Genomic DNA, 21,052 nt, shown 5'->3' with positions numbered 1-21,052 from the left:
CAGCACGCTAATGTAATAGCCGTGCTGTTTTTATGAGTGATGTGAAATTATCCGGCGATTTCTATTTGTTTTATAAATTCATTGGGAGAAATTCCTTCAATTTGTTTAAATATCCTGTTAAATGTAGATTGATGGGTAAATCCGGCTTTTGTATAAATATGCTTTAAAGTGAATTTTTTATGCTTACTGTTTTTGAGTTCTTCCTTCACCTGCTCTATCCTGTAGGTATTTAAAAAGGATTTAAAATTCATTTTTGATTTTTGATTTAAGGCCACAGATACATAATAGGTATTGGAACTGACGGCTCTTGCCAGTTTTGCCAGGTTAAAATCGGGATCCTGATAAGGCTTGTAAGTATCAAAATAATTCAGGATTTCATTATAGATAAGATCAAATTTCGGATCTTCAATTTTTTCTATAGGCTGAAAGGGTGTGTTCTCTTCCTCATTAGAAGGGTCTCCCTTTATTTCCAATAAGATCTCCAGCCTGTATATTCTTGTATAATGGTAAATATTTAACAGCAATAATCCCGTTGAAAATATTAAAATAAGTATGGTCTGTATTTTAATGAATGACGGGGCAAGAGGAGCGTATTCATCAAGTATTCTCAGATCATAAAATGTATCCAGTACAGGAAGAAAAATCATGATCATACAATGAACAGCTGTTAATAATACAGTGGTTTTAAAAGAGTAGATACTTACATAGCTGGAGGATGCTATTACAAAAAATACCATCAGTACCGGGATATCATTCCACCAGTTAATGATATAGAACAGCAGTATTATATTTAATATGACGGAGAAACGTTTGCTTGTTGATATATCATAAGTATGTTCACTGTTTACGACTAAAAATGAAAGAACGATGATTAAAAGAAACCCAATGAGTATACTCAAGGCAACTATTTTCTCATTACTTATATAAGCTACTACGGAACAACAGAAAAAAATGGACAGAATAGACAGTAGATAATTGTATCTGTAGCTGGATTTCTCTTGTAGTATTTGCTCTTTTACTGACATTTGAGGGTTGTGTTTTTTTAAGTTTACTCAATTAAAGTGCTTACCAAACAAAAATATAAAATAAACTGAAACAAAAATAAAATAAGTTGAAATACTGAATTTAACACTGCGTTTTTTAGAGTTATTATATGTAAAGTATTGTAATTCAGAACTGTTTGTTTGTAGAGTGGTATTTTTATAAAATGCTTTAAACTTTCAACAATTATTCAATCCTTTCAATGTAATTTTAATGCATAGAATAAGAGATGCTATATTTTATGTTAAATAAAATGAACATTTTATTCAAAAACTTCTTAACCCTAAGGTTCAAATATGATGAGAAATTTACTGCTTTTTTTCACACTCCTTTTTTTGTTGAATGTCCAAGCTCAGATTGGAATAGGAACTAATAATCCTGATCCAAGTGCCGCTTTACATGTCTCTGAAAAGTCAATTTCAGATCCCGCAAAAAATCATGGAGTATTGGTTCCCCGAATGCTAACTTCCGAGAGAAACCTCATTGCAAGCCCTGCACATGGCTTGGTGATCTGGAACAGAGACAACCAGTGCATGGAGCAAAATTCAGGAACAGATACCAGTCCCGTATGGAACTGTGTGTTGTCTCGGCAAGATAAAGTTTTAAAACACTTTTATGCTCCCAGCATAGCGATTGATTTATCTGTTATTGCAAATAATCAGCAGGTAGATCTGTATCAGCAATATTTAAACCAGTTTGGTTCCCCTTCAGCCACGAGCGGAGGAACAATCCCCGTTTATGCGAAGACAGAACTGGATTATTATGTCCTTAACTACGATTCTAATCTCATGAGCGGGTTATCGCTTACAGATGATGGTGTCCTGACTTATAATGTGATTGGCAACTCGGTTACGGAATGTTCAGTCATTAACGTGCTTTTTGTAGTCAAATAAAAACCAAATGAAATGAAAGAGAAACATTCTTTTAGAACCCACAGAAGTATTGTGTGTTTTATTTTCCTGTTACTATTGTTGACTCCGTGCTTTTCTTATGCGCAAGATACTGATGGAGACGGAATATTGAACGTTAATGACATAGATGATGATAATGACGGGATACCGGATGCTGTAGAAAGCCCGGGCTGCTTTTATTCACAGGCAGAACTGAAAGCATTTATCCTTACAAGTTCCATAGGACTGTCCGCAGGTGCGGCAACAAACTTAACCGATGGAAAAGATAATACCAGAGGAAACCTTTCTGTAGCACATGCCAATTATCTGACGTCTCCTTCAGAAGTTTTAACATTGGAGTTTGTAACCCCTGTTGAACTTACGGGAATTAATATCCATACTGTAGGTACAGCATCAAACTTTAACGGTACTTTCAGGCTGGAAGGTTCAAATAATGGTTCCTCGTGGACAAGCCTCAACCTGGTAGGAGATCTCCTTACCACAACGGAATCTGATTATTTTGTGAATTTCACGGTCAATCAGAATCAGGGAAAATATAAATTTTACAGAGTTTACGGAACATTGGGTTCAACAAACACTACAGCCAATGTTTTTAAAGATATTGTTCTTTCCCCGCTTAATTCAAGTCTTTACCCGAAACCTTCCTGTACCAATGATACCGATGGGGACGGAACTCCAAACCATTTAGATACGGATAGTGATAATGATGGCTGCCTGGATTCTTTTGAAGGTGGCGCCACATCAAGCAATACTTTGCCTTCAGGAACTATAGGAACCAATGGTTTATATAATTCTCTGGAGACTTCAGCAGACAGCGGAATAGTTAATTACAACTCCACCTATACTCCGGTAGCTATATCAAATAGCATAAACAAATGTGCAGATACAGATAGTGATGGTGTAGATAATGTTACAGATATTGACGATGATAATGATGGTTCTACGGATCATCAGGAATCTCCGAACTGTTTTTATACCCCTGCAGAAGCTGCACAATATACTACTACCAGTGATTTTGCGTTCACCTTCACAGGAGGTGGAGGTACTTTGGATACTAACCTTAAGGACAATAATACAGCGACGACCGCTACCTTTAGTCCGGCAGGAAATGTAGATGTAACGGGAGAAGCTTTCTTCGAATTAACATACAATATACCGGTTGAATTATCGGCTGTGAATGTTCTTTTCGGAACCTCCGGAAACCCGTTCTATACAACACCTACTCCTACTACATCAGTAACCAGATTAGAAGGCTGGGACGGAAATTCCTGGCTGCCTTTAAGTGTTACTTACACACCCGCAAATAATACTTCGGATACTTCTCGCAGTTACTCAGTAACCACCAATGCAGGAAGATATATAAAATATAGGATCGTAGGGGTTTCTGGATTAGCTGACGGGGCCAATTTTACGGATGTTGTACCAGTAATGGCCTCCAATTTTAATTCCAGTAACTACCCGAAAGCTATCTGTACCGATGATACAGACAGTGACGGAACAGTGAACCATTTAGATACAGACAGTGATGGTGACGGATGTCTTGATTCTTATGAAGCAGGAGCTGCTAACACCAATGTATTGCTTTCCGGTACAGTGGGAGCCAATGGACTGGATGATGCAGTAGAATCATCTGCAGACAGTGGAATATTAAACTACAATTCATCCTATACTTCAGTTGCTCTGACTGCCAATGTGAATAAATGTACAGATACAGATAATGATGGGGTGAGCGATTATAATGATATAGATGATGATAACGATGGAGCCACAGATCATCAGGAGTCTCCAAACTGTTTCTATACTTTGGCAGAAATTTCTCAGTATACCACAGCCAGTGATTTTAATTTTACCTATACAGGCGGTGGTGGAACTTTGGATACCAATCTTAAAGACGGAAGTACTGCAACTTATGTTACGTTTAGCCCTTCAGGAGCTACTAATGTTACAGGGAAAACTTTCTTTGAGTTTACCTACGCTACTCCGGTGCAATTATCAGATGTAAGTGTGGTAATGGTTACCGGAAATCCATTCTATATAACCAGTGCAGCTGTTTCATCAGTAACGAGATTAGAAGGTTGGGATGGCAATTCATGGTTACCTTTGAGTGCCACTTATAATCCTGCTAATAATACAGCCGTAACACAGACATATGCCGTTACAACCAATGCCGGTAAATATATCAAATATAGGATTTATGGTATTTCAGGAATGGCAGATGGAATATCGATCTCAGATATTGTTGTAACAATGAGCGCCTTTTCTCCAACAGCTTTCCCAAAACCTACATGCACCAATGATACAGATGGCGACGGAACAGTTAACCATCTGGATACAGATAGTGACGGGGACGGATGTTTAGACTCTTTTGAATCAGGAGCTACAGGCAGCAATGTATTATTATTGGGCACTGTTGGAACGAACGGGCTTGACAATGCAGTAGAAACAGCTGCAGATAGTGGAGTATTAAATTATAATTCTACTTATGTTCCGCTTGCTTTACAAAACAATATCAGCAAATGTATAGATTCGGATTCAGACGGAGTAAACAATTATGACGATATTGATGATGATAATGACGGCTCTACAGACCATCAGGAGTCTCCTGGGTGCTTCTATACCCAGGCAGAGGCATCTTCTTATACCACCACCAGTAGTTTTGGCTTTACGTTTACGGGAGGAGGAGCTACTTTAGATACTAACCTTAAAGATAACAATACGGCTACTACTGCCACCTTTAATCCTGCAGGAAACGTGGATGTTACAGGCAGAACTTTCTTCGAATTAACCTATACCATTCCTATTCAGTTATCTGATGTAAATGTTGTTTTCGGAGCTTCAGGAAACCCGTTCTTTGCAGGAACAGCAGCAACCACTTCGGTGACCAGACTGGAAGGCTGGGACGGAAATTCCTGGCTGCCTTTAAGTGTTACTTATACACCTGCCAATAATACAGCAGATACTTCGCGTAATTACAATGTAAGTACCAATGCGGGAAAATATATCAAATATAGAATTGTAGGTCTTTCAGGGTTGGCTGACGGAGCTAATTTTGTAGAAGTAACACCGGTTTATTCAACTTATGTGCCTGCTTATTATCCTAAACCAACCTGTACTAATGATACCGACAGTGATGGAACGGTAAATCATCTGGATACCGACAGTGATGGTGACGGATGTCTGGATTCTTATGAAGCAGGTGCTACCAACACTAATGCATTGCTTTTAGGGGCAGTTGGGACAAATGGTCTTGATAATTCGGTAGAATCAACTGCAGACAGTGGAGTATTGAATTACAATTCCACCTATACTACCGTAGCCCTGTCCAATACCATTAATAAATGTATAGATACAGACACTGATGGAGTGAGCGATCTTATAGATATTGATGACGATAATGACGGAGTAAATGATACGATAGAATCTCCGGGATGTTTTTATACCCAGGCAGAAGTATCTTCATATACAACGACCAGTAGTTTCGGCTTTACCTTTACCGGAGGCGGAGGTACTTTGGATACCAACCTGAAAGATAACAATGCCGCTACGTATGCCGCATTTAGCCCCGCAGGTGCTACCAATGTAACGGGAAGAACATTTTTTGAATTAACATATACTGTTCCTGTTCAATTGTCTAACCTGGCCGTAGTGCATGTTACCCAGAATCCATTCTATGTAACCAGTCCTGCAAACTCTTCAATCACCCGATTAGAAGGCTGGGATGGAAACTCTTGGCAACCGTTGAGCACAAATTATAACCCTGCGAGTGATGCAGCGGGAACAGTGAATTATGCAGTAACGACCAATGCAGGAAGATATATCAAATACAGAATTTATGGAGTATCAGGACAGGCTGACGGAACCAACTTCGCAGAACTGGTGCCTACCTTTGCACCTTTTAACGCTTCTTACTATCCTAAGCCAACCTGTACGAACGATACGGACAGTGACGGAACAGTCAATCATTTGGATACGGACAGTGATGGCGACGGATGTTTAGACTCCTATGAATCAGGAGCCACAACAAGTAATGCATTACCATCAGGTTCAGTAGGAGCCAACGGTTTGGCAGACTCTGTGGAAACTTCTGTAGATAGCGGAATAGGAAATTATACATCCACTTATGATACCGTTGCTCTTTTAACAACCCTTAATGCCTGTCCTGACAGCGATTCGGATGGAGTAGGAGATTTGAAAGATCTTGATGATGATAACGACGGAGTTCCTGATGCTACAGAAGCGCCGGCATGTTATTACACCCAGGCAGAAGCTTCGGCATTCACGGTTACCAGTGACTTCACATGGGATTTTGTTCCTGTAGCAGGTGGAGCCCTTTCTTACGTAGCAGATGGCAACCAGGCCACTTATATGAATTTAGTTCCTGCACCGGTATTAAATAATAATACGGTATTGGAGCTTACATTCCCTACAGCCGTTCAGCTTTCAGCATTAGATGTGAACCTGTTGAATACCACTACCAATCCTTTCTTTGTGACCAACCAGGCCACTTCCTCCGTAACGAGATTGGAAGGCTGGAACGGAAATGCATGGATCAGTCTGATGTCGGCCAATTATAATCCAACAGCAAACGGTGAGGCAGATATGGTTATTACCTATGCCGTTAATCAGAATGCAGGAAAATATGTAAAATACAGAATATTCGGTTTATCCGGTTCAATGGATAATACTGAAAACATTACAGATCTGGTTCCTGTATTTACCAGCTACAATGCCTCAGAATATCCTAAATCTACCGCTTGTACTGTTGATACAGACGGAGATACCATTATCAATACCTTGGATACTGATAGTGACGGTGACGGATGTTTAGACTCTTATGAAGCAGGAGCCACCACAAGCAATGCTTTACCTGCAGGATCAGTAGGAACCAATGGATTGATCGACACATTGGAAACCTCTGCAGACAGCGGAGTATTGAATTACAATTCCACTTACACCTCAGTAGCTTTGATCAGTACATTAAGCAAATGTATAGATACAGATACTGACGGAGTAAATAATTATACTGATATTGATGATGACAATGACGGTATTGTAGACCATCATGAGTCTCCGGGATGTTTCTACACCCAGGCAGAAGCCTCAGTATATACAACGACCAGTAGTTTCGGCTTTACCTTTACCGGAGGCGGAGGTACTTTGGATACCAACCTGAAAGATAACAATGCCGCTACGTATGCCGCATTTAGCCCTGCCGGAGCAGTTAGTGTAACAGGTAAAACATTCTTTGAACTGACCTATCCAACCCCTGTTCAATTGTCTAACCTGGCCGTAGTGCATGTTACCCAGAATCCATTCTATGTAACGAGTCCTGCGATATCCTCAATCACCCGATTAGAAGGTTGGGATGGAAGTGCATGGCTGCCTTTAAGTACAAACTATAACCCTGCGAGTGATGCAGCGGGAACAGTGAATTATGCAGTAACGACCAATGCAGGAAGATATATAAAGTACAGAATTTACGGAGTATCAGGATTAGCAGACGGAACCAACTTCGCAGAACTGGTACCTACGTTTACTCCTTATCATTCTTCCAATTATCCTAAGCCGACCTGTACGAATGATACGGACAGTGACGGAACAGTCAATCATTTGGATACGGACAGTGATGGTGACGGATGTTTAGATTCTTATGAAGGAGGAGCTACCAACACCAATGTATTGTTGACAGGAGCTGTAGGAGCTAATGGTTTGGCAGACTCTGTGGAAACTTCTGTAGATAGTGGAATAGGAAATTATACATCCACTTATGATACCGTTGCTCTTTTAACAACCCTTAATGCCTGTCCTGACAGCGATTCGGATGGAGTAGGAGATTTGAAAGATCTTGATGATGATAACGACGGAGTTCCTGATGCTACAGAAGCGCCGGCATGTTATTACACCCAGGCAGAAGCTTCGGCATTCACGGTTACCAGTGACTTCACATGGGATTTTGTTCCTGTAGCAGGCGGAGCCCTTTCTTACGTAGCAGATGGCAACCAGGCCACTTATATGAATTTAGTTCCTGCACCGGTATTAAATAATAATACGGTATTGGAGCTTACATTCCCTACAGCCGTTCAGCTTTCAGCATTGGATGTGAACCTGTTGAATACCACCACCAATCCTTTCTTTGTGACCAACCAGGCCACTTCCTCCGTAACGAGATTGGAAGGCTGGAACGGAAATGCATGGATCAGTCTGATGTCGGCCAATTATAATCCAACAGCAAACGGTGAGGCAGATATGGTTATTACCTATGCCGTTAATCAGAATGCAGGAAAATATGTAAAATACAGAATATTCGGTTTATCCGGTTCAATGGATAATACTGAAAACATTACAGATCTGGTTCCTGTATTTACCAGCTACAATGCCTCAGAATATCCTAAATCTACCGCTTGTACTGTTGATACAGACGGAGATACCATTATCAATACCTTGGATACTGATAGTGACGGTGACGGATGTTTAGACTCTTATGAAGCAGGAGCTACAACAAGCAATGCTTTACCTGCAGGATCAGTAGGCGTTAATGGATTGATCGACACATTGGAAACCTCTGCAGACAGCGGAGTATTGAATTACAATTCCACTTACACCTCAGTAGCTTTGATCAGTACATTAAGTAAATGTATAGATACAGATACTGACGGAGTAAATAATTATACTGATATTGATGATGACAATGACGGTATTGTAGACCATCATGAGTCTCCGGGATGTTTCTACACCCAGGCAGAAGCCTCAGTATATACAACGACCAGTAGTTTCGGCTTTACCTTTACCGGAGGCGGCGGTACTTTGGATACCAACCTGAAAGATAACAATGCCGCTACGTATGCCGCATTTAGCCCTGCCGGAGCAGTTAGTGTAACAGGTAAAACATTCTTTGAACTGACCTATCCAACCCCTGTTCAATTGTCTAACCTGGCTGTCGTGCATGTTACCCAGAATCCATTCTATGTAACGAGTCCTGCGATATCCTCAATCACCCGATTAGAAGGTTGGGATGGAAGTGCATGGCTGCCTTTAAGTACAAACTATAACCCTGCGAGTGATGCAGCGGGAACAGTGAATTATGCAGTAACGACCAATGCAGGAAGATATATAAAGTACAGAATTTACGGAGTATCAGGATTGGCAGACGGAACCAACTTCGCAGAACTGGTACCTACGTTTGCTCCTTATCATTCTTCCAATTATCCTAAACCGACCTGTACGAATGATACGGACAGTGACGGAACAGTCAATCATTTGGATACGGACAGTGATGGTGACGGATGTTTAGATTCTTATGAAGGAGGAGCTACCAACACCAATGTATTGTTGACAGGAGCTGTAGGAGCTAATGGTTTGGCAGACTCTGTGGAAACTTCTGTAGACAGTGGAATAGGTAATTACAGTTTAACATACGATACAATAGCATTGTTTGCTTCACTAAGCGGATGTGCGGATAGTGACTCAGACGGAGTAGGAGATTTAAAGGATATTGATGATGATAATGATGGGGTTCCTGATGCTGTTGAAGCTCCTGACTGCTATTATACGCAGGCCGAAGCCTCAGCTTTCACGGTAGTCAGTGATTATGCATGGGATTTCGTACCGGTAGCGGGAGGTAACGTTTCTTATGTAGCCGATAGAAATCCTGCTACTTATATGAATCTGGCAGCAGCACAGGTATTAAATAGTAACACAGTACTGGAGCTTACATTCCCTACAGCCGTTCAGCTTTCAGCATTAGATGTGAACTTACTGAGTACAGCTAATCCATTCTTTATTACCAGCCAGGCGGTGTCTTCAGTGACCAGGTTGGAAGGCTGGAACGGAAACTCATGGGTTAGTTTAATGACAGCTAATTACAATCCTGTTGCCAATGCTGAAGCAGATGCAATTGTTACTTATACTGTCAATCAAAACGAAGGAAGATATACGAAATACAGAATCTTTGGGGTATCAGGCTCAATGGATGCTACCGATAACATTACAGATTTAATTCCGGTATTTACTAATTATAATGCATCGGATTATCCTAAAACAACCTGTACGGTAGACACTGATAGTGACGGAACCATCAATACCTTGGATACTGATAGTGACGGTGACGGATGTTTAGACTCTTATGAAGCAGGAGCTACAACAAGCAATGCTTTACCTACAGGATCAGTAGGCCTTAACGGATTGGTAGATACTTTGGAAATAACAGCGGATAGCGGTACGATCAATTATGCATCTACTTATGGTCATTATGCTAACTTATCTTCCTTAAACCTATGTACAGATACAGATGCGGACGGTGTAGGAGATTTAAAAGATGTTGATGATGATAATGATGGTATCCCTGATAATATTGAAGCTCCAGATTGTTATTATTTACAGGAAGAAGCAACAGCATTTACATTAACCAGTCCTTATACATTTGCATATGCTTCATCAACAGCCAATAATAATAATGCAAGTTTAGTAAACCTTACCGATGGAAATATCCTTTCGGTGGCTAACTTCTCGACAGCAAATACATATATAAATAATATAATATTTGAACTTACATTCCCTGTTTATATACAGTTGTCCCAACTTAATATCAATTTAAATACTACTGCCAATCCTTTCAATGCAGGGGCGAATTTAAAAGTAGAAGGATGGGATGGCAATCAGTGGGTAAGTGTAATGTCATCTAATTACGTGGCAACAGCTACGGAAGCAGACAGCCAGGTTAATCTGATCTTTAATCAGAATATAGCTCAATATCTTAAATACAGGATTGTTGGTGTTTCCGGAAGCAATGATAATACGGATAATATGAGAGATATAGTGCCGGTATTATCTACACCTTATAATCCTGCAGCACACCCTAAAGCGACCTGTACACTGGATACGGATAGTGACGGAACTATCAATACTCTGGATACTGATAGTGATGGCGACGGATGTCTGGATTCTTATGAAGGCGGAGCAACTACAAGTAATGTATTACCTGCAGGAACAGTAGGAACCAATGGTTTATATAATTCTTTAGAAACCGTTGCTGATGATGGAATTATTAATTATACTTCCACTTATGCCACTTATGCATTGAAGTCAAGCATTACATTATGCGGCGGCGATTATGATTCTGATGGTATAGCGGATGGTAAAGATATAGATGATGATAATGACGGTATTCCGGATTTTGTAGAATCTACAAACTGTTTTTATTCTTCAGATCAGTTATTACCTACCTTATCATCGGTACTTACTTTCAGTACAGGAACACTGGCCAATTTAATGGATAGTAATCCTGCTACGACAGCAACCTTTACCGGAGCACAGTTATTAGCCAATAAAAGCATCTTTGAGTTATCATTCCCTGATGCAGTACAGATAGGAACAATAACAGTAAGTATGTCGAGTACTACAAGTTTCTTTACAGCAAGCTCTCAGGCTAAATTGCAGGGATGGAACGGATATACCTGGATAGACCTTACTGTACCTACAGCTTATGATGCAACGGCTACAGGTAATGCTGAGATCTTTACCCCAGCTATAAATATGGGTAATTATTTTAAATACAGGCTGTATGGATTAGGTGGCGCGGCAAATAGCTCTGCGAACACTATGCAGGAAATAACTTATACGATAATCAATTATATTGCAAGTGAGCACCCTAAACCTACGTGTACGGAAGATGAGGATAATGATGGAAATGTAAACCACAGAGATACAGACAGTGACGGGGATGGATGTTTTGATTCCTATGAAGGTGGTGCAACCACTGTTAAAACCAAAGAAACATTTACACTGGCTGACGGTAGCTTTGGAACCAATGGATTATCAGATAGTTTAGAATCTGCACCGGATAGCGGAGTAATCAATTTCTTGCCTACTTACGCAGCATATGCATTATCTGCGGTAGGTAACTTATGTATAGACTCAGATAATGATGACGTAGGAGATTTAAAAGACCTTGACGATGATAATGATGGCGTTCCGGATAGTGTTGAATCTCCTGAATGTTTCTACTCTTATGTAGAAGTAATACAGCCTACGCAGATCCTTTCTGATTTCCCTATTACTAATAAAGACAGGTTGTCTAATACCATCTATGAAAACGGGTCATCAGGATTCCCGGATACAACACCTACTGTGGGAGGTAACTTTACGACTGCAGGCACCTCTATTGCAGGACTAACAATATTTGAAATAGACTTGGTTACAACAGCCGCCATTACCAGATTGGTAATCCCAATGGATGTGGCAGGACAGTCTTTCCTAAGTGCGGGAGCAATTGTTCACCTGGACGGATGGAATGGTATAAACTGGGTAAACTTAACAGGAAATGTTACAGTAACATCCCAGACAACGCCAACTGATAATAATACACAGGGCCAGATAGGAACCACCAGTATTGTCATCAACGCATTGAGTAATACAACCTCATATTTTAAATACAGAGTTTTGGGAGTAACAGGAACTACAACGACCAACATAATGCAGGAAATTGTACCGGTATTTGGAGGGTATGTTCCGGGAGAACACCCTAAACCAACCTGTGGAAGTCCTAATTTATTAGATACAGACAGCGATGATGATAATTGTAGTGATGCTTTTGAATCCAATGTAACCGGAGCAACCCCTTCAACTTCAATTATTCCGGGGCCTTATGGTGCAAACGGATTGGCTGACTCTGTTGAGACAGCAGTAGACAGCGGTATCATTAATTACTCTCAAACGTATGACCTGTATGCCAATAAGTCTCAATTCGTTAAATGTCTTGACTTTGATGCAGACGGTGTTCCTGATGTACTTGATATTGATGATGACAATGATGGTATTTTAGATGTTATAGAAAGCCAGCATTGCGGAGGTTCTGTCTTCAGAATAGGTTATGTGGCAGGTACAGTACCATTGAATAGCTTAACCAATATGCAGAATGTAACTTTGGATCCAAGAAACTTCGGAGCAAGCGGTACAATGAAATATACAGTACAATGGGTAGCAATCAATCCTGTAACAAAAGCAAATATTATTGCTCAGAATATAGATATGATTTTTATAGGTTCAAGTGCAAGTCCGTGTACTAACGCACCTTTGCCTGGCTTACCTTCTACAGATTGTACTGCGGGAGAAACAGCGACAGCAGCACAGATGGGTGCTATTTTAGACTGGTCGGATGATGAAGTGGATAACCTGGTGTTCTCAGTTCAGAATGCGGCATGGTTCTATGATTTTGATGTGAATGACAATAATGTGAACAGTAACGTGAAAATAGCTAACGGATTCTCTCTCTATGGTACGGGATCCAACTTTGGTGAAGTTACTACGTTTGACCAGCAGGGTACAATACAGAATACATTCAGTGGAGCGGGATTAGACGTACTATTTAATGATTATTACGGAAGATCTTCCATCTCAAGATCTATTCCTTATAATGATATTATTCTGAGTGATGCTACACAGATTAATAACAGTGTGCTTCCTGGAGGAGCCGGAATGTCAGGACTCAATGTTACCAATGCAGATCTGGCTACCAGAAACCTATCAAGAATTATTGCTAATACGGTTGCTTACGCTATCAATATTAAATTACCGATAGATTGTGATGATGATGCTGACGGTATCGTAAATAGATTTGACCTGGATAGTGATACTCCTGATAACTCACCTAACTATCTGCTATGTCCTGATTTATCAGAAGCAAATGTTTACCCTCCAAATGACGGAAGAAACAGCTTCCCACAGGCAGCAGGCCCTTATGGAACCAACGGTTTTGCGGACCATCTGGAAACAGCCCCGGATAGCGGAGTGGCCATCACTAATTATCTGACTAACTATAATACCTATGCAATTGTAGCAGCAAGCTCTAGCAACTGTCCGGACTTTGATAAAGATGGTATTTTTGATAAAATAGATCTTGATGATGATAATGATGGAATACTTGATACTCTGGAAGGAGGACCTGATCCTTCGAACCTGAATTCTGATAACGATATCATGTATAACAGGATAGATCTTGACTCCGATAATGATGGAATAAGTGACCTGTTGGAAGGTGGAAATGCAGCAGTGATCGCGGCAGATTCAGGAGCACAGGTGGGTATCATCATTAATGCCGAATCACCGGCCCAGCCTAATGGTATTTCCACTGTGGCGGGATCAGGAATCACTCCGGTGGACTCAGATGGTGATGGTATCATGGATTATCTGGATCTGGACTCTGATAACGATGGAATTTATGATGTATTGGAAGGGGATAACAATAAAGCCTCTAATGAAGATGCCGACAATGATGGAAGGGCAGACGGTAATGAAGCAGACTATGACGGATTGTTGTCATCAATAGACTCCAGCACAACTTCAGGTTCAGTAGCAGGAGGGGCAAAACCTCTTTCAGCTATTCCGAATACGGATGCTACAGACAACCCTGATTATATAGACCTTAACAGTGATAATGACGGATGTTCGGACGTTACAGAAGCAGGATTCACAGATATGGATGGTAACGGAAGATTAGGAAACGGAGCTGTAACAGTAAATACGCAGGGTATAGTGATAAGCGATGCCAACGGAAATATCTTTACACCGAACAGTAACGCATACAAAACTCCTTTAGACCTAAACGGAAATGGTGTTTATGACTTTGTAGAAGCATTGTATTTCAGCTGTGGTCCGAAATGTATTATTACTAATCCTTCTTTGACCAGAAAAATAAAATAACTGCCGTAATGATCAATAAAATGAAAAATATAATTACCATAGCAGTACTGATGATGAGTTTTAGCATTTTTAAGGCTCAGACCGGCATAGGGACTGCCACTCCTCATGCGTCAGCTTCGTTGGACATGACGAGCACTACCTTAGGGTTTTTACTGCCGAGAGTGGCTTCAGGAACAGTAGTTGCAAACCCTGCAACAGGTTTATTGGTTTACAATACCAGTAAAAAGTGTATTGAGATTAATCTGGGTAACCCTACAACTCCTGATTGGAATTGTCTGACCTCTAATAAGCATAATAGATATTTTTATGCACCCAGTATTGCTCTTCCGTCTACAGGGTCTACCCAGTTAACGTATAATATTTATGATCAGTATCAGGCATTGTTGAATGCTCCTGCAGTGAAAAACCCTTCAGCAGCAGCTTCGGTTCCTTTTTATGCTGTGAATGAATTGAATTATTATATTGTCAGTTACGATTCCTCGGAAATTACTATTGACGGGATCAGTGATACCGGTATCATTACTTATACTCCGCTGGCATCAGGGAGCTTAAGTTGTGCATCTATAACCGTAGTACTTGAAGTCAAATAATTTTAAAAAGATGAAAAAATATATCGCAACCCTTATAGGAATTATTATTTCCGGCAATATCGCAGCACAGGTAACAATAGGTGCACCGTCAGGTGATCCCAGTGCTCTGTTGCATGTAAATGTGAATGATAAAGGAGTATTGTTCCCACGCTTAAGCACTGCAGACAGAAATCTCATTGCCACACCGGCAGAAGGCCTGATGGTATATGATACGGATGTAAATACGATCTATCAGTATGTTTCGGGAAGCTGGGAAGCCGTATCAAATATGAAAGAGCCTATAACCAGGTACTATTATGCTCCCGGAGTAGCTGTTACAGGAGGGACGAATGGCTCCATAGATTTGTATCAGGTGTATCAGCAGCAGTTCAGTGATGCATCAGCTATGGCTGTCCTGCACAATCCGTCTGCTGCAGGCTTGGTTCCCTACGGCAGTAGTGATTTTAATTATTTTGTGACCCATACGGATGGTTCCCTGACCAATCTGGCAATAACCTCCGCAGGGGTTCTCACCTATGATTCAAATACAGCACCGGGAAGCTGTGCGCATATTAATGTTTTATTTGTAGTAAAATAATAGAGAATAGAATAATTGATGTAAATAAGAAGTGAGCGGGTGAAAACCCGCTCACTTTTGTTTTAAGGGTTAGAAGTCATGAAATAAATAATTATCGCTAAAATACACGTGAAACTTCTTATATTCCGGTCTTTATTCAATGATCACACATGTTGAGTTGAGCTTTCCTTATTGAAGCAGAATTATTGGAGTATCTGATCAGAGGATGATACTATTCAGTAAACAAAAAAAGAGCTATGAATATTCATAACTCTTCCGTAGCCCGTAGGGGAATCGAACCCCTCTTACCAGAATGAAAATCTGAGGTCCTAACCGATAGACGAACGGGCCCTCTACCATTCCACTAATTTTAATCTTAGTGTGTTAGTTTTTTGTTTTTAATAAGTTTAACAACTCTTAAAAAAAAACCACATATAATCTTGTGGTTTAATTGTGTAGCCCGTAGGGGAATCGAACCCCTCTTACCAGAATGAAAATCTGAGGTCCTAACCGATAGACGAACGGGCCTACTATACTATTACGCTAATTTATTAACGTGCTTAGTTAATTTGCTTTTTAAGTTAGCCGCTTTGTTTTTGTGGATAATATTCTTTTTAGCTAATTTATCCAACAAAGAGATCACTTTTGGCAATTGTTCTGCAGCAGCAGCTTTATCCTCTTCATTTCTCAATACTTTCATAGCTGTTCTAGCAGTCTTGTGGTAGTATCTGTTACGAAGTTTTCTTGCCTCGTTTTGTCTAATTCTTTTTAATGCTGATTTATGATTTGCCATATCGTTCAAATGTGAGTGCAAAATTACAAACTTTTTTTTTATCTGCCAAATTTATTTTTTTAAAAAATTAATTTTCTTCGGACAGGTATTTTCTAAGTTTATCGATTGCTTGTTCTATTTTTAAATTTTCTTTTTCTTTCTCTATTTTTCTGATCGTGTTTTCTAACATGATCATAGCATTGTTCCATTCTCCAGTAGTATTGGTGAAAGTAAGTCCATCAATAGTAACCTCGAAAGTTCCTCTTTCTCCACTTCTATAAAACCTGAAACTAATTTTATCATCCCTGCCTGTTATACCATCCCCATTGATTTTTAAATCATAACTTTTTGGATTAGAGTGGATTTTATTAAAAAGCAATTTTGCTTCCTGTATTTTTAAATCCGGCATGATACAAATTTAGTAGCCTATAGGGGAATCGAACCCCTGTTGCAAGAATGAAAATCTTGAGTCCTAACCACTAGACGAATAGGCCGAATTTTGAGGACGCAAAAGTAATGATAAACTTTTGAAGTTCAAAATTATTTATCCGTTATTTATAAACTTTCTGAATGGTAGTATCCTTGATGCCTTTACTTTCCATGTCTTTCTGAAGCCTTACCGCATCTTCCAGGGTATAGACTTTTCCGTAGGTATAATAGAAAATGCCGTTTTCTTTTGTCCTTTCCACATCTTTTAAAGTCTGGAGAATAAAAGAATTGCTGCTGAGTTTATCCTTACCCGTAGCAACTTCAATAGTATAATAACCGCTGCTTAGCTTCTGATTAGGCATAAAACCAACGGCAAAAGCATTCCTGAATCCCGCATCTTTGGCCGTTTTAAGGTTAATATCCCTCACCGAGGCCATATTCGTTACCCCATAATAGTATTTATACTGTCCGTTCTCTTTGATAGGCAGAATGTAATTTAAACCTTTCAGGGCAGGATCATTGTCATTATGTTTCACAGGAGAGCTCATGAGCAGGATCCTGAAATCATTCTTTAACGGAACTTCTACGGGCTTCTCAGGCTCAGGTTTTTTCGTAGCAATAGCTCCGCCTGATTTTCTGTCAACAGCTTTCTTATAATCTATGATCGCATTAAAGATACTTTCGGAAATCTCATCCTGGCCTTTTTCGGAAGCCAGGTAATGGCTTTCCTCAGGATGATTGATGAAGCCGGTCTCTATAAGAACCGAAGGCATTGCGTTCATACGTAGAACATGCAGGTTTTTTTGGAAAACCCCTCTTGAAAGTCTTTTGTCTTTATTCACAAAATAATCTTCTACCAGGCCCCCTAACAAAAGGCTGGATTCCAGATATTTACTTTGCTGCAGTTTTAACGCAATTAAAGACTCTGGTGAGCTGGGATCATAAGATCCGAAGGTCTGCTTATCTTTCTCATCCAGGTAGATCACATCATTCTCCCTTTTGGCCACCTCAAGATTGGTGTCATTCTGATCAGGCCCTTGTACATATGTCTCGGTTCCTTGAGCGGTAGGCCTTACAGATGAATTACAGTGCACGGAAACAAAAAGGTCTGCTTTGCTTCTGTTCGCCAGATTGGTTCTGTCTGAAAGAGAAGGAAATTCATCAAATTTACGGGTATAGATCACTTTGAAGTCTTTATTTTTTTCAAGCATTCTTCCTATTTTAAGGACAATAGCAAGAGTGATGTCTTTCTCGGCAATTCGCCCAATATCGCTGTAAGTTCTATTGGCACCATGATCACTTCCCCCATGTCCCGCATCCAGAACGATTGTAAACTTTTTTTGTGAGAAAACAATAGTGTTAAGAAATATAAGGAGAAATGATAAAATTATTTTAAAATTTTGTTTGTACATCTTACAGTTTTAAAAATTATATTAATTTTGAGCCTTAATTATATAGAATAACATTGGACAAAACCGTCTTCAAAAATATATTACAAATTTTAATTATCCTAATTTTTAACAATTTTTTAGCACAGAAAACTCCTGAAAAATTGCGTGAAAATCTGGTAATTAATGATACTATTTCCAAAAAGGATACCATTGTTGTAAAAAAAGAAGCACTGGAAGATATACTGCGTACAAAAGCGGATGACCAGAGGAGAGATGTTCCTAAAAGAATGACATTCCTGATTAAGAATGCCCAGGTGAAATACCAAGACATGCAGATTGATGCAGACTATATTTCTATAGATGATAACAAAAATCTGATCTATGCACGGGGTAAGCTGGATTCTCTTGGAAAAATAATAGAACCGGTGATTACCACACAAGGCGGTAAAAAATACGAAACAAACGAGTTTCAATACAATACCAAAACCAGACAGGCGATTGCTTATAATGCAAGGACGGAAGAAAGCGAAGGGGTAATCGTAGCCAACAAAACCAAAAAATACAATGACTCTGTTTTTGCCATGAGGCACGGTATATATACTACGGACGAATACTTCATCAAGAAAAAAGATACCGCTGCTGATTACCATCTGTTGGCATCTAATATTAAACTGATCAAAGGGAAGAACAAGACCCAGGTCGTTACAGGCCCCATACAGATGTATATAGAAAGAGTACCTACTCCTTTAATTATGCCTTTTGCTATTTTGCCGTTTTCAGACAAAAGATCTGCGGGAATCCTGATCCCGAGTTTTGGTGAGAGGGAAGATGTAGGCTTTTTCCTGAACGGATTGGGGTATTACCAGCCAATAGGGGAACATTTTGACCTCAAAGTACTTGCAGACATCTATACCAAAGGAAGCTGGAATTTAAGGCCGGAAATGAATTATGTGAAAAAATACCGTTATTCCGGGAACTTTGCAGCAGATGTGGGAACCACGGTACGGGGAATAAAAGGATTGGATGATTATACCAAAAACAGAACCTACAGAATTGCCTGGAGACACACTCAGGATACCAAGGCCAATCCTTTTCTGACGTTTTCAGCTTCGGTGGATATTGTAAGCACAAAGTTCTATAATAATACTATCAATAATAATTATATATTCAATCAGAATGTACTGAATACCCAGCAGAATTCTACGGTGACAGTGACCAAAAGATTCCTGAAGCTGCCGGCAACGATCACAGGTACTGCTTCCTATTCCCAGAACTTTGCTACGGGTTTTGCAGATTTGCGTCTCCCTCAGATGAACGTAGCGATCAATCAGTTTTATCTGTTCAAATCGAAAACAGGTATGAGACAGGGGCTCTTGGAGAATATTACTGTAAATACCGGGCTTAACCTGACCAACTTTGTAAATACGGAAGAAGGTGAGCTTTTCAAAAAAGAAATGTGGGAGAAAATGCAGACCGGCCTTAAAAACAATATCGGCCTGAATACCAATACTACAGTTGCAAAATATTTCACGTTCAGCTTGGGAGCCAATATAGACAATGCATTAACCACAAAAACCCTGAACAGGTATTATGACCCTGTGAAAAGTGCAGTGGTAGATGAGGTGGACAAAAATATATCAGGATATTCCACGTTCTCTACATCGGCAAGCATACAGACGACACTATATGGAATGCTTAAATTTAAAAAAGGTTCCAAAATAGAAGCCGTACGCCATATGATGACACCGGGGATCAGCTTTACCTATTCACCGGATTTTGGGGATTCCAAGTTCGGATACTACAGGAATTATTATAATGCCAATGGAGAGCTTACCCCTTATTCGATTTTTGAAAAGGGAATTGTAGGCAGCCCGACCAGCGGTATGATGGGAGCATTAGGGCTGACGATAGGAAATAATGTAGAAATGAAGGTGAAGTCTAAAAAAGACTCTACAGGAATGAAGAAAATAAAACTTTTCGAGTCATTGACTTTAAATGCGAATTATAACTTTGCGGCTAAAGACCATCCGTGGTCTATGATCACCCTTAACGGACAGTCTTCCTTTTTTGATAATAAATTAAGTGTCAATACAAGATTGTCACTGGATCCTTATAAGACCATATACCTTCCGGGACAGGATACGGGGATCCGTACCGAGGATTTCGGAAGTTTCAGTGTGCAGGGATTTGATGTGCAGCTTTCCTATCCTTTAAGCAGCGAAATTTTTGGGGAAAAGGTAGATTATGCCAAGAAATACTCCTCAAAAGGGGAGATCCGGAACGAGAACTATTATTTTGATGATGATAATTATGCCCGTTTCAGCCAGGCATGGACTTTAAATGTGAATGCAAATTATGCTTATTCCCGGGGAACAACCCGTACCGGTAACAAGATTGCATCTGTAGGACTGGACGGAAGCGTTAAACTTACCCCTTACTGGAATATCAGCGGGAGTACCCATTACGATATGATTACCAAACAGCTGGCGTATGGTAGGATTGGCTTTTCAAGGGATCAGCGAAGCTTTACCATCAATTTCAACTGGGTTCCGTTCGGGCAGTATAAGGTATATGACTTCTTTATAGGGATAAAAGCCAATATCCTGAGTGATGCGCTTAAATACAAAGACAGAAGCTTTACCCAACCGGATGCGCCTTTCTAATAT

The 21,052-nt window shown here is 40.0% G+C and carries 9 protein-coding genes and 3 tRNA genes; 5 read left to right on the top strand and 7 right to left on the bottom strand.

All coding sequences use genetic code 11. From position 1 onward, the window contains the following. Nucleotides 1-47 precede the first annotated feature (47 nt). Nucleotides 48-899, bottom strand: a complete 852-nt coding sequence (locus tag HNP38_RS09055) for a helix-turn-helix domain-containing protein (RefSeq protein ID WP_184188063.1) — start codon at nucleotides 897-899, stop codon at nucleotides 48-50. A gap of 480 nt (nucleotides 900-1,379) precedes the next feature. On the opposite strand from HNP38_RS09055, the gene HNP38_RS09050 reads away from it, so the two are divergent. Genes HNP38_RS09050 through HNP38_RS09035 form a run of 4 tightly spaced genes read left to right on the top strand, consistent with a single transcriptional unit; the run spans nucleotide 1,380 to nucleotide 15,815 of the window. Beyond that, nucleotides 1,380-1,934: a hypothetical protein gene (locus HNP38_RS09050; protein WP_228461019.1), complete on the top strand. Its 555-nt coding sequence runs from the start codon at nucleotides 1,380-1,382 to the stop codon at nucleotides 1,932-1,934. 12 nt (nucleotides 1,935-1,946) lie between these two features. Further along, entirely contained in the window at nucleotides 1,947-14,648 is a 12,702-nt protein-coding gene (locus tag HNP38_RS09045) for a hypothetical protein (protein ID WP_184188057.1), read from the top strand. A 20-nt stretch (nucleotides 14,649-14,668) separates the two neighbouring features. Beyond that, nucleotides 14,669-15,238, top strand: coding sequence for a hypothetical protein (locus HNP38_RS09040; RefSeq protein WP_184188054.1), 570 nt, complete (start codon nucleotides 14,669-14,671; stop codon nucleotides 15,236-15,238). Nucleotides 15,239-15,248: 10 nt separating this feature from the next. Continuing rightward, nucleotides 15,249-15,815, top strand: a complete 567-nt coding sequence (locus HNP38_RS09035; protein WP_184188050.1) for a hypothetical protein — start codon at nucleotides 15,249-15,251, stop codon at nucleotides 15,813-15,815. A 258-nt stretch (nucleotides 15,816-16,073) separates the two neighbouring features. On the opposite strand, the gene HNP38_RS09030 is transcribed toward HNP38_RS09035, so the two are convergent. From HNP38_RS09030 to HNP38_RS09005, 6 genes are all read right to left on the bottom strand, one after another. Then, a tRNA-Glu gene (locus HNP38_RS09030) sits at nucleotides 16,074-16,145 on the bottom strand. Between the two features lie 105 nt (nucleotides 16,146-16,250). Beyond that, nucleotides 16,251-16,322 (bottom strand) — tRNA-Glu (locus HNP38_RS09025). A 10-nt stretch (nucleotides 16,323-16,332) separates the two neighbouring features. Further along, nucleotides 16,333-16,587 (bottom strand): 30S ribosomal protein S20, encoded by a 255-nt coding sequence (rpsT, locus tag HNP38_RS09020; RefSeq protein WP_100377227.1) that lies wholly within the window; start codon nucleotides 16,585-16,587, stop codon nucleotides 16,333-16,335. 67 nt (nucleotides 16,588-16,654) lie between these two features. Continuing rightward, nucleotides 16,655-16,975 carry a hypothetical protein gene (locus HNP38_RS09015; RefSeq protein WP_184188047.1) on the bottom strand — a complete coding sequence of 107 codons (321 nt, stop codon included), beginning with the start codon at nucleotides 16,973-16,975 and terminating at the stop codon, nucleotides 16,655-16,657. A gap of 13 nt (nucleotides 16,976-16,988) precedes the next feature. Continuing rightward, nucleotides 16,989-17,060: transfer RNA gene (locus HNP38_RS09010), tRNA-Glu, on the bottom strand. Nucleotides 17,061-17,117: 57 nt separating this feature from the next. Then, entirely contained in the window at nucleotides 17,118-18,407 is a 1,290-nt protein-coding gene (locus HNP38_RS09005) for an N-acetylmuramoyl-L-alanine amidase (protein WP_184188044.1), read from the bottom strand. 53 nt (nucleotides 18,408-18,460) lie between these two features. Between HNP38_RS09005 and HNP38_RS09000 the strand changes: the two genes are divergently transcribed. Continuing rightward, nucleotides 18,461-21,049: a putative LPS assembly protein LptD gene (locus HNP38_RS09000; RefSeq protein ID WP_184188041.1), complete on the top strand. Its 2,589-nt coding sequence runs from the start codon at nucleotides 18,461-18,463 to the stop codon at nucleotides 21,047-21,049. Nucleotides 21,050-21,052: the final 3 nt, after the last annotated feature.

The sequence above is a fragment of the Chryseobacterium defluvii genome (genome assembly GCF_014204415.1).
GTDB lineage: Bacteria > Bacteroidota > Bacteroidia > Flavobacteriales > Weeksellaceae > Chryseobacterium > Chryseobacterium defluvii_A.
The sequence above is the reverse complement of the archived record's forward strand: the minus strand, read 5'-3'. Positions and strand labels throughout refer to the sequence as shown.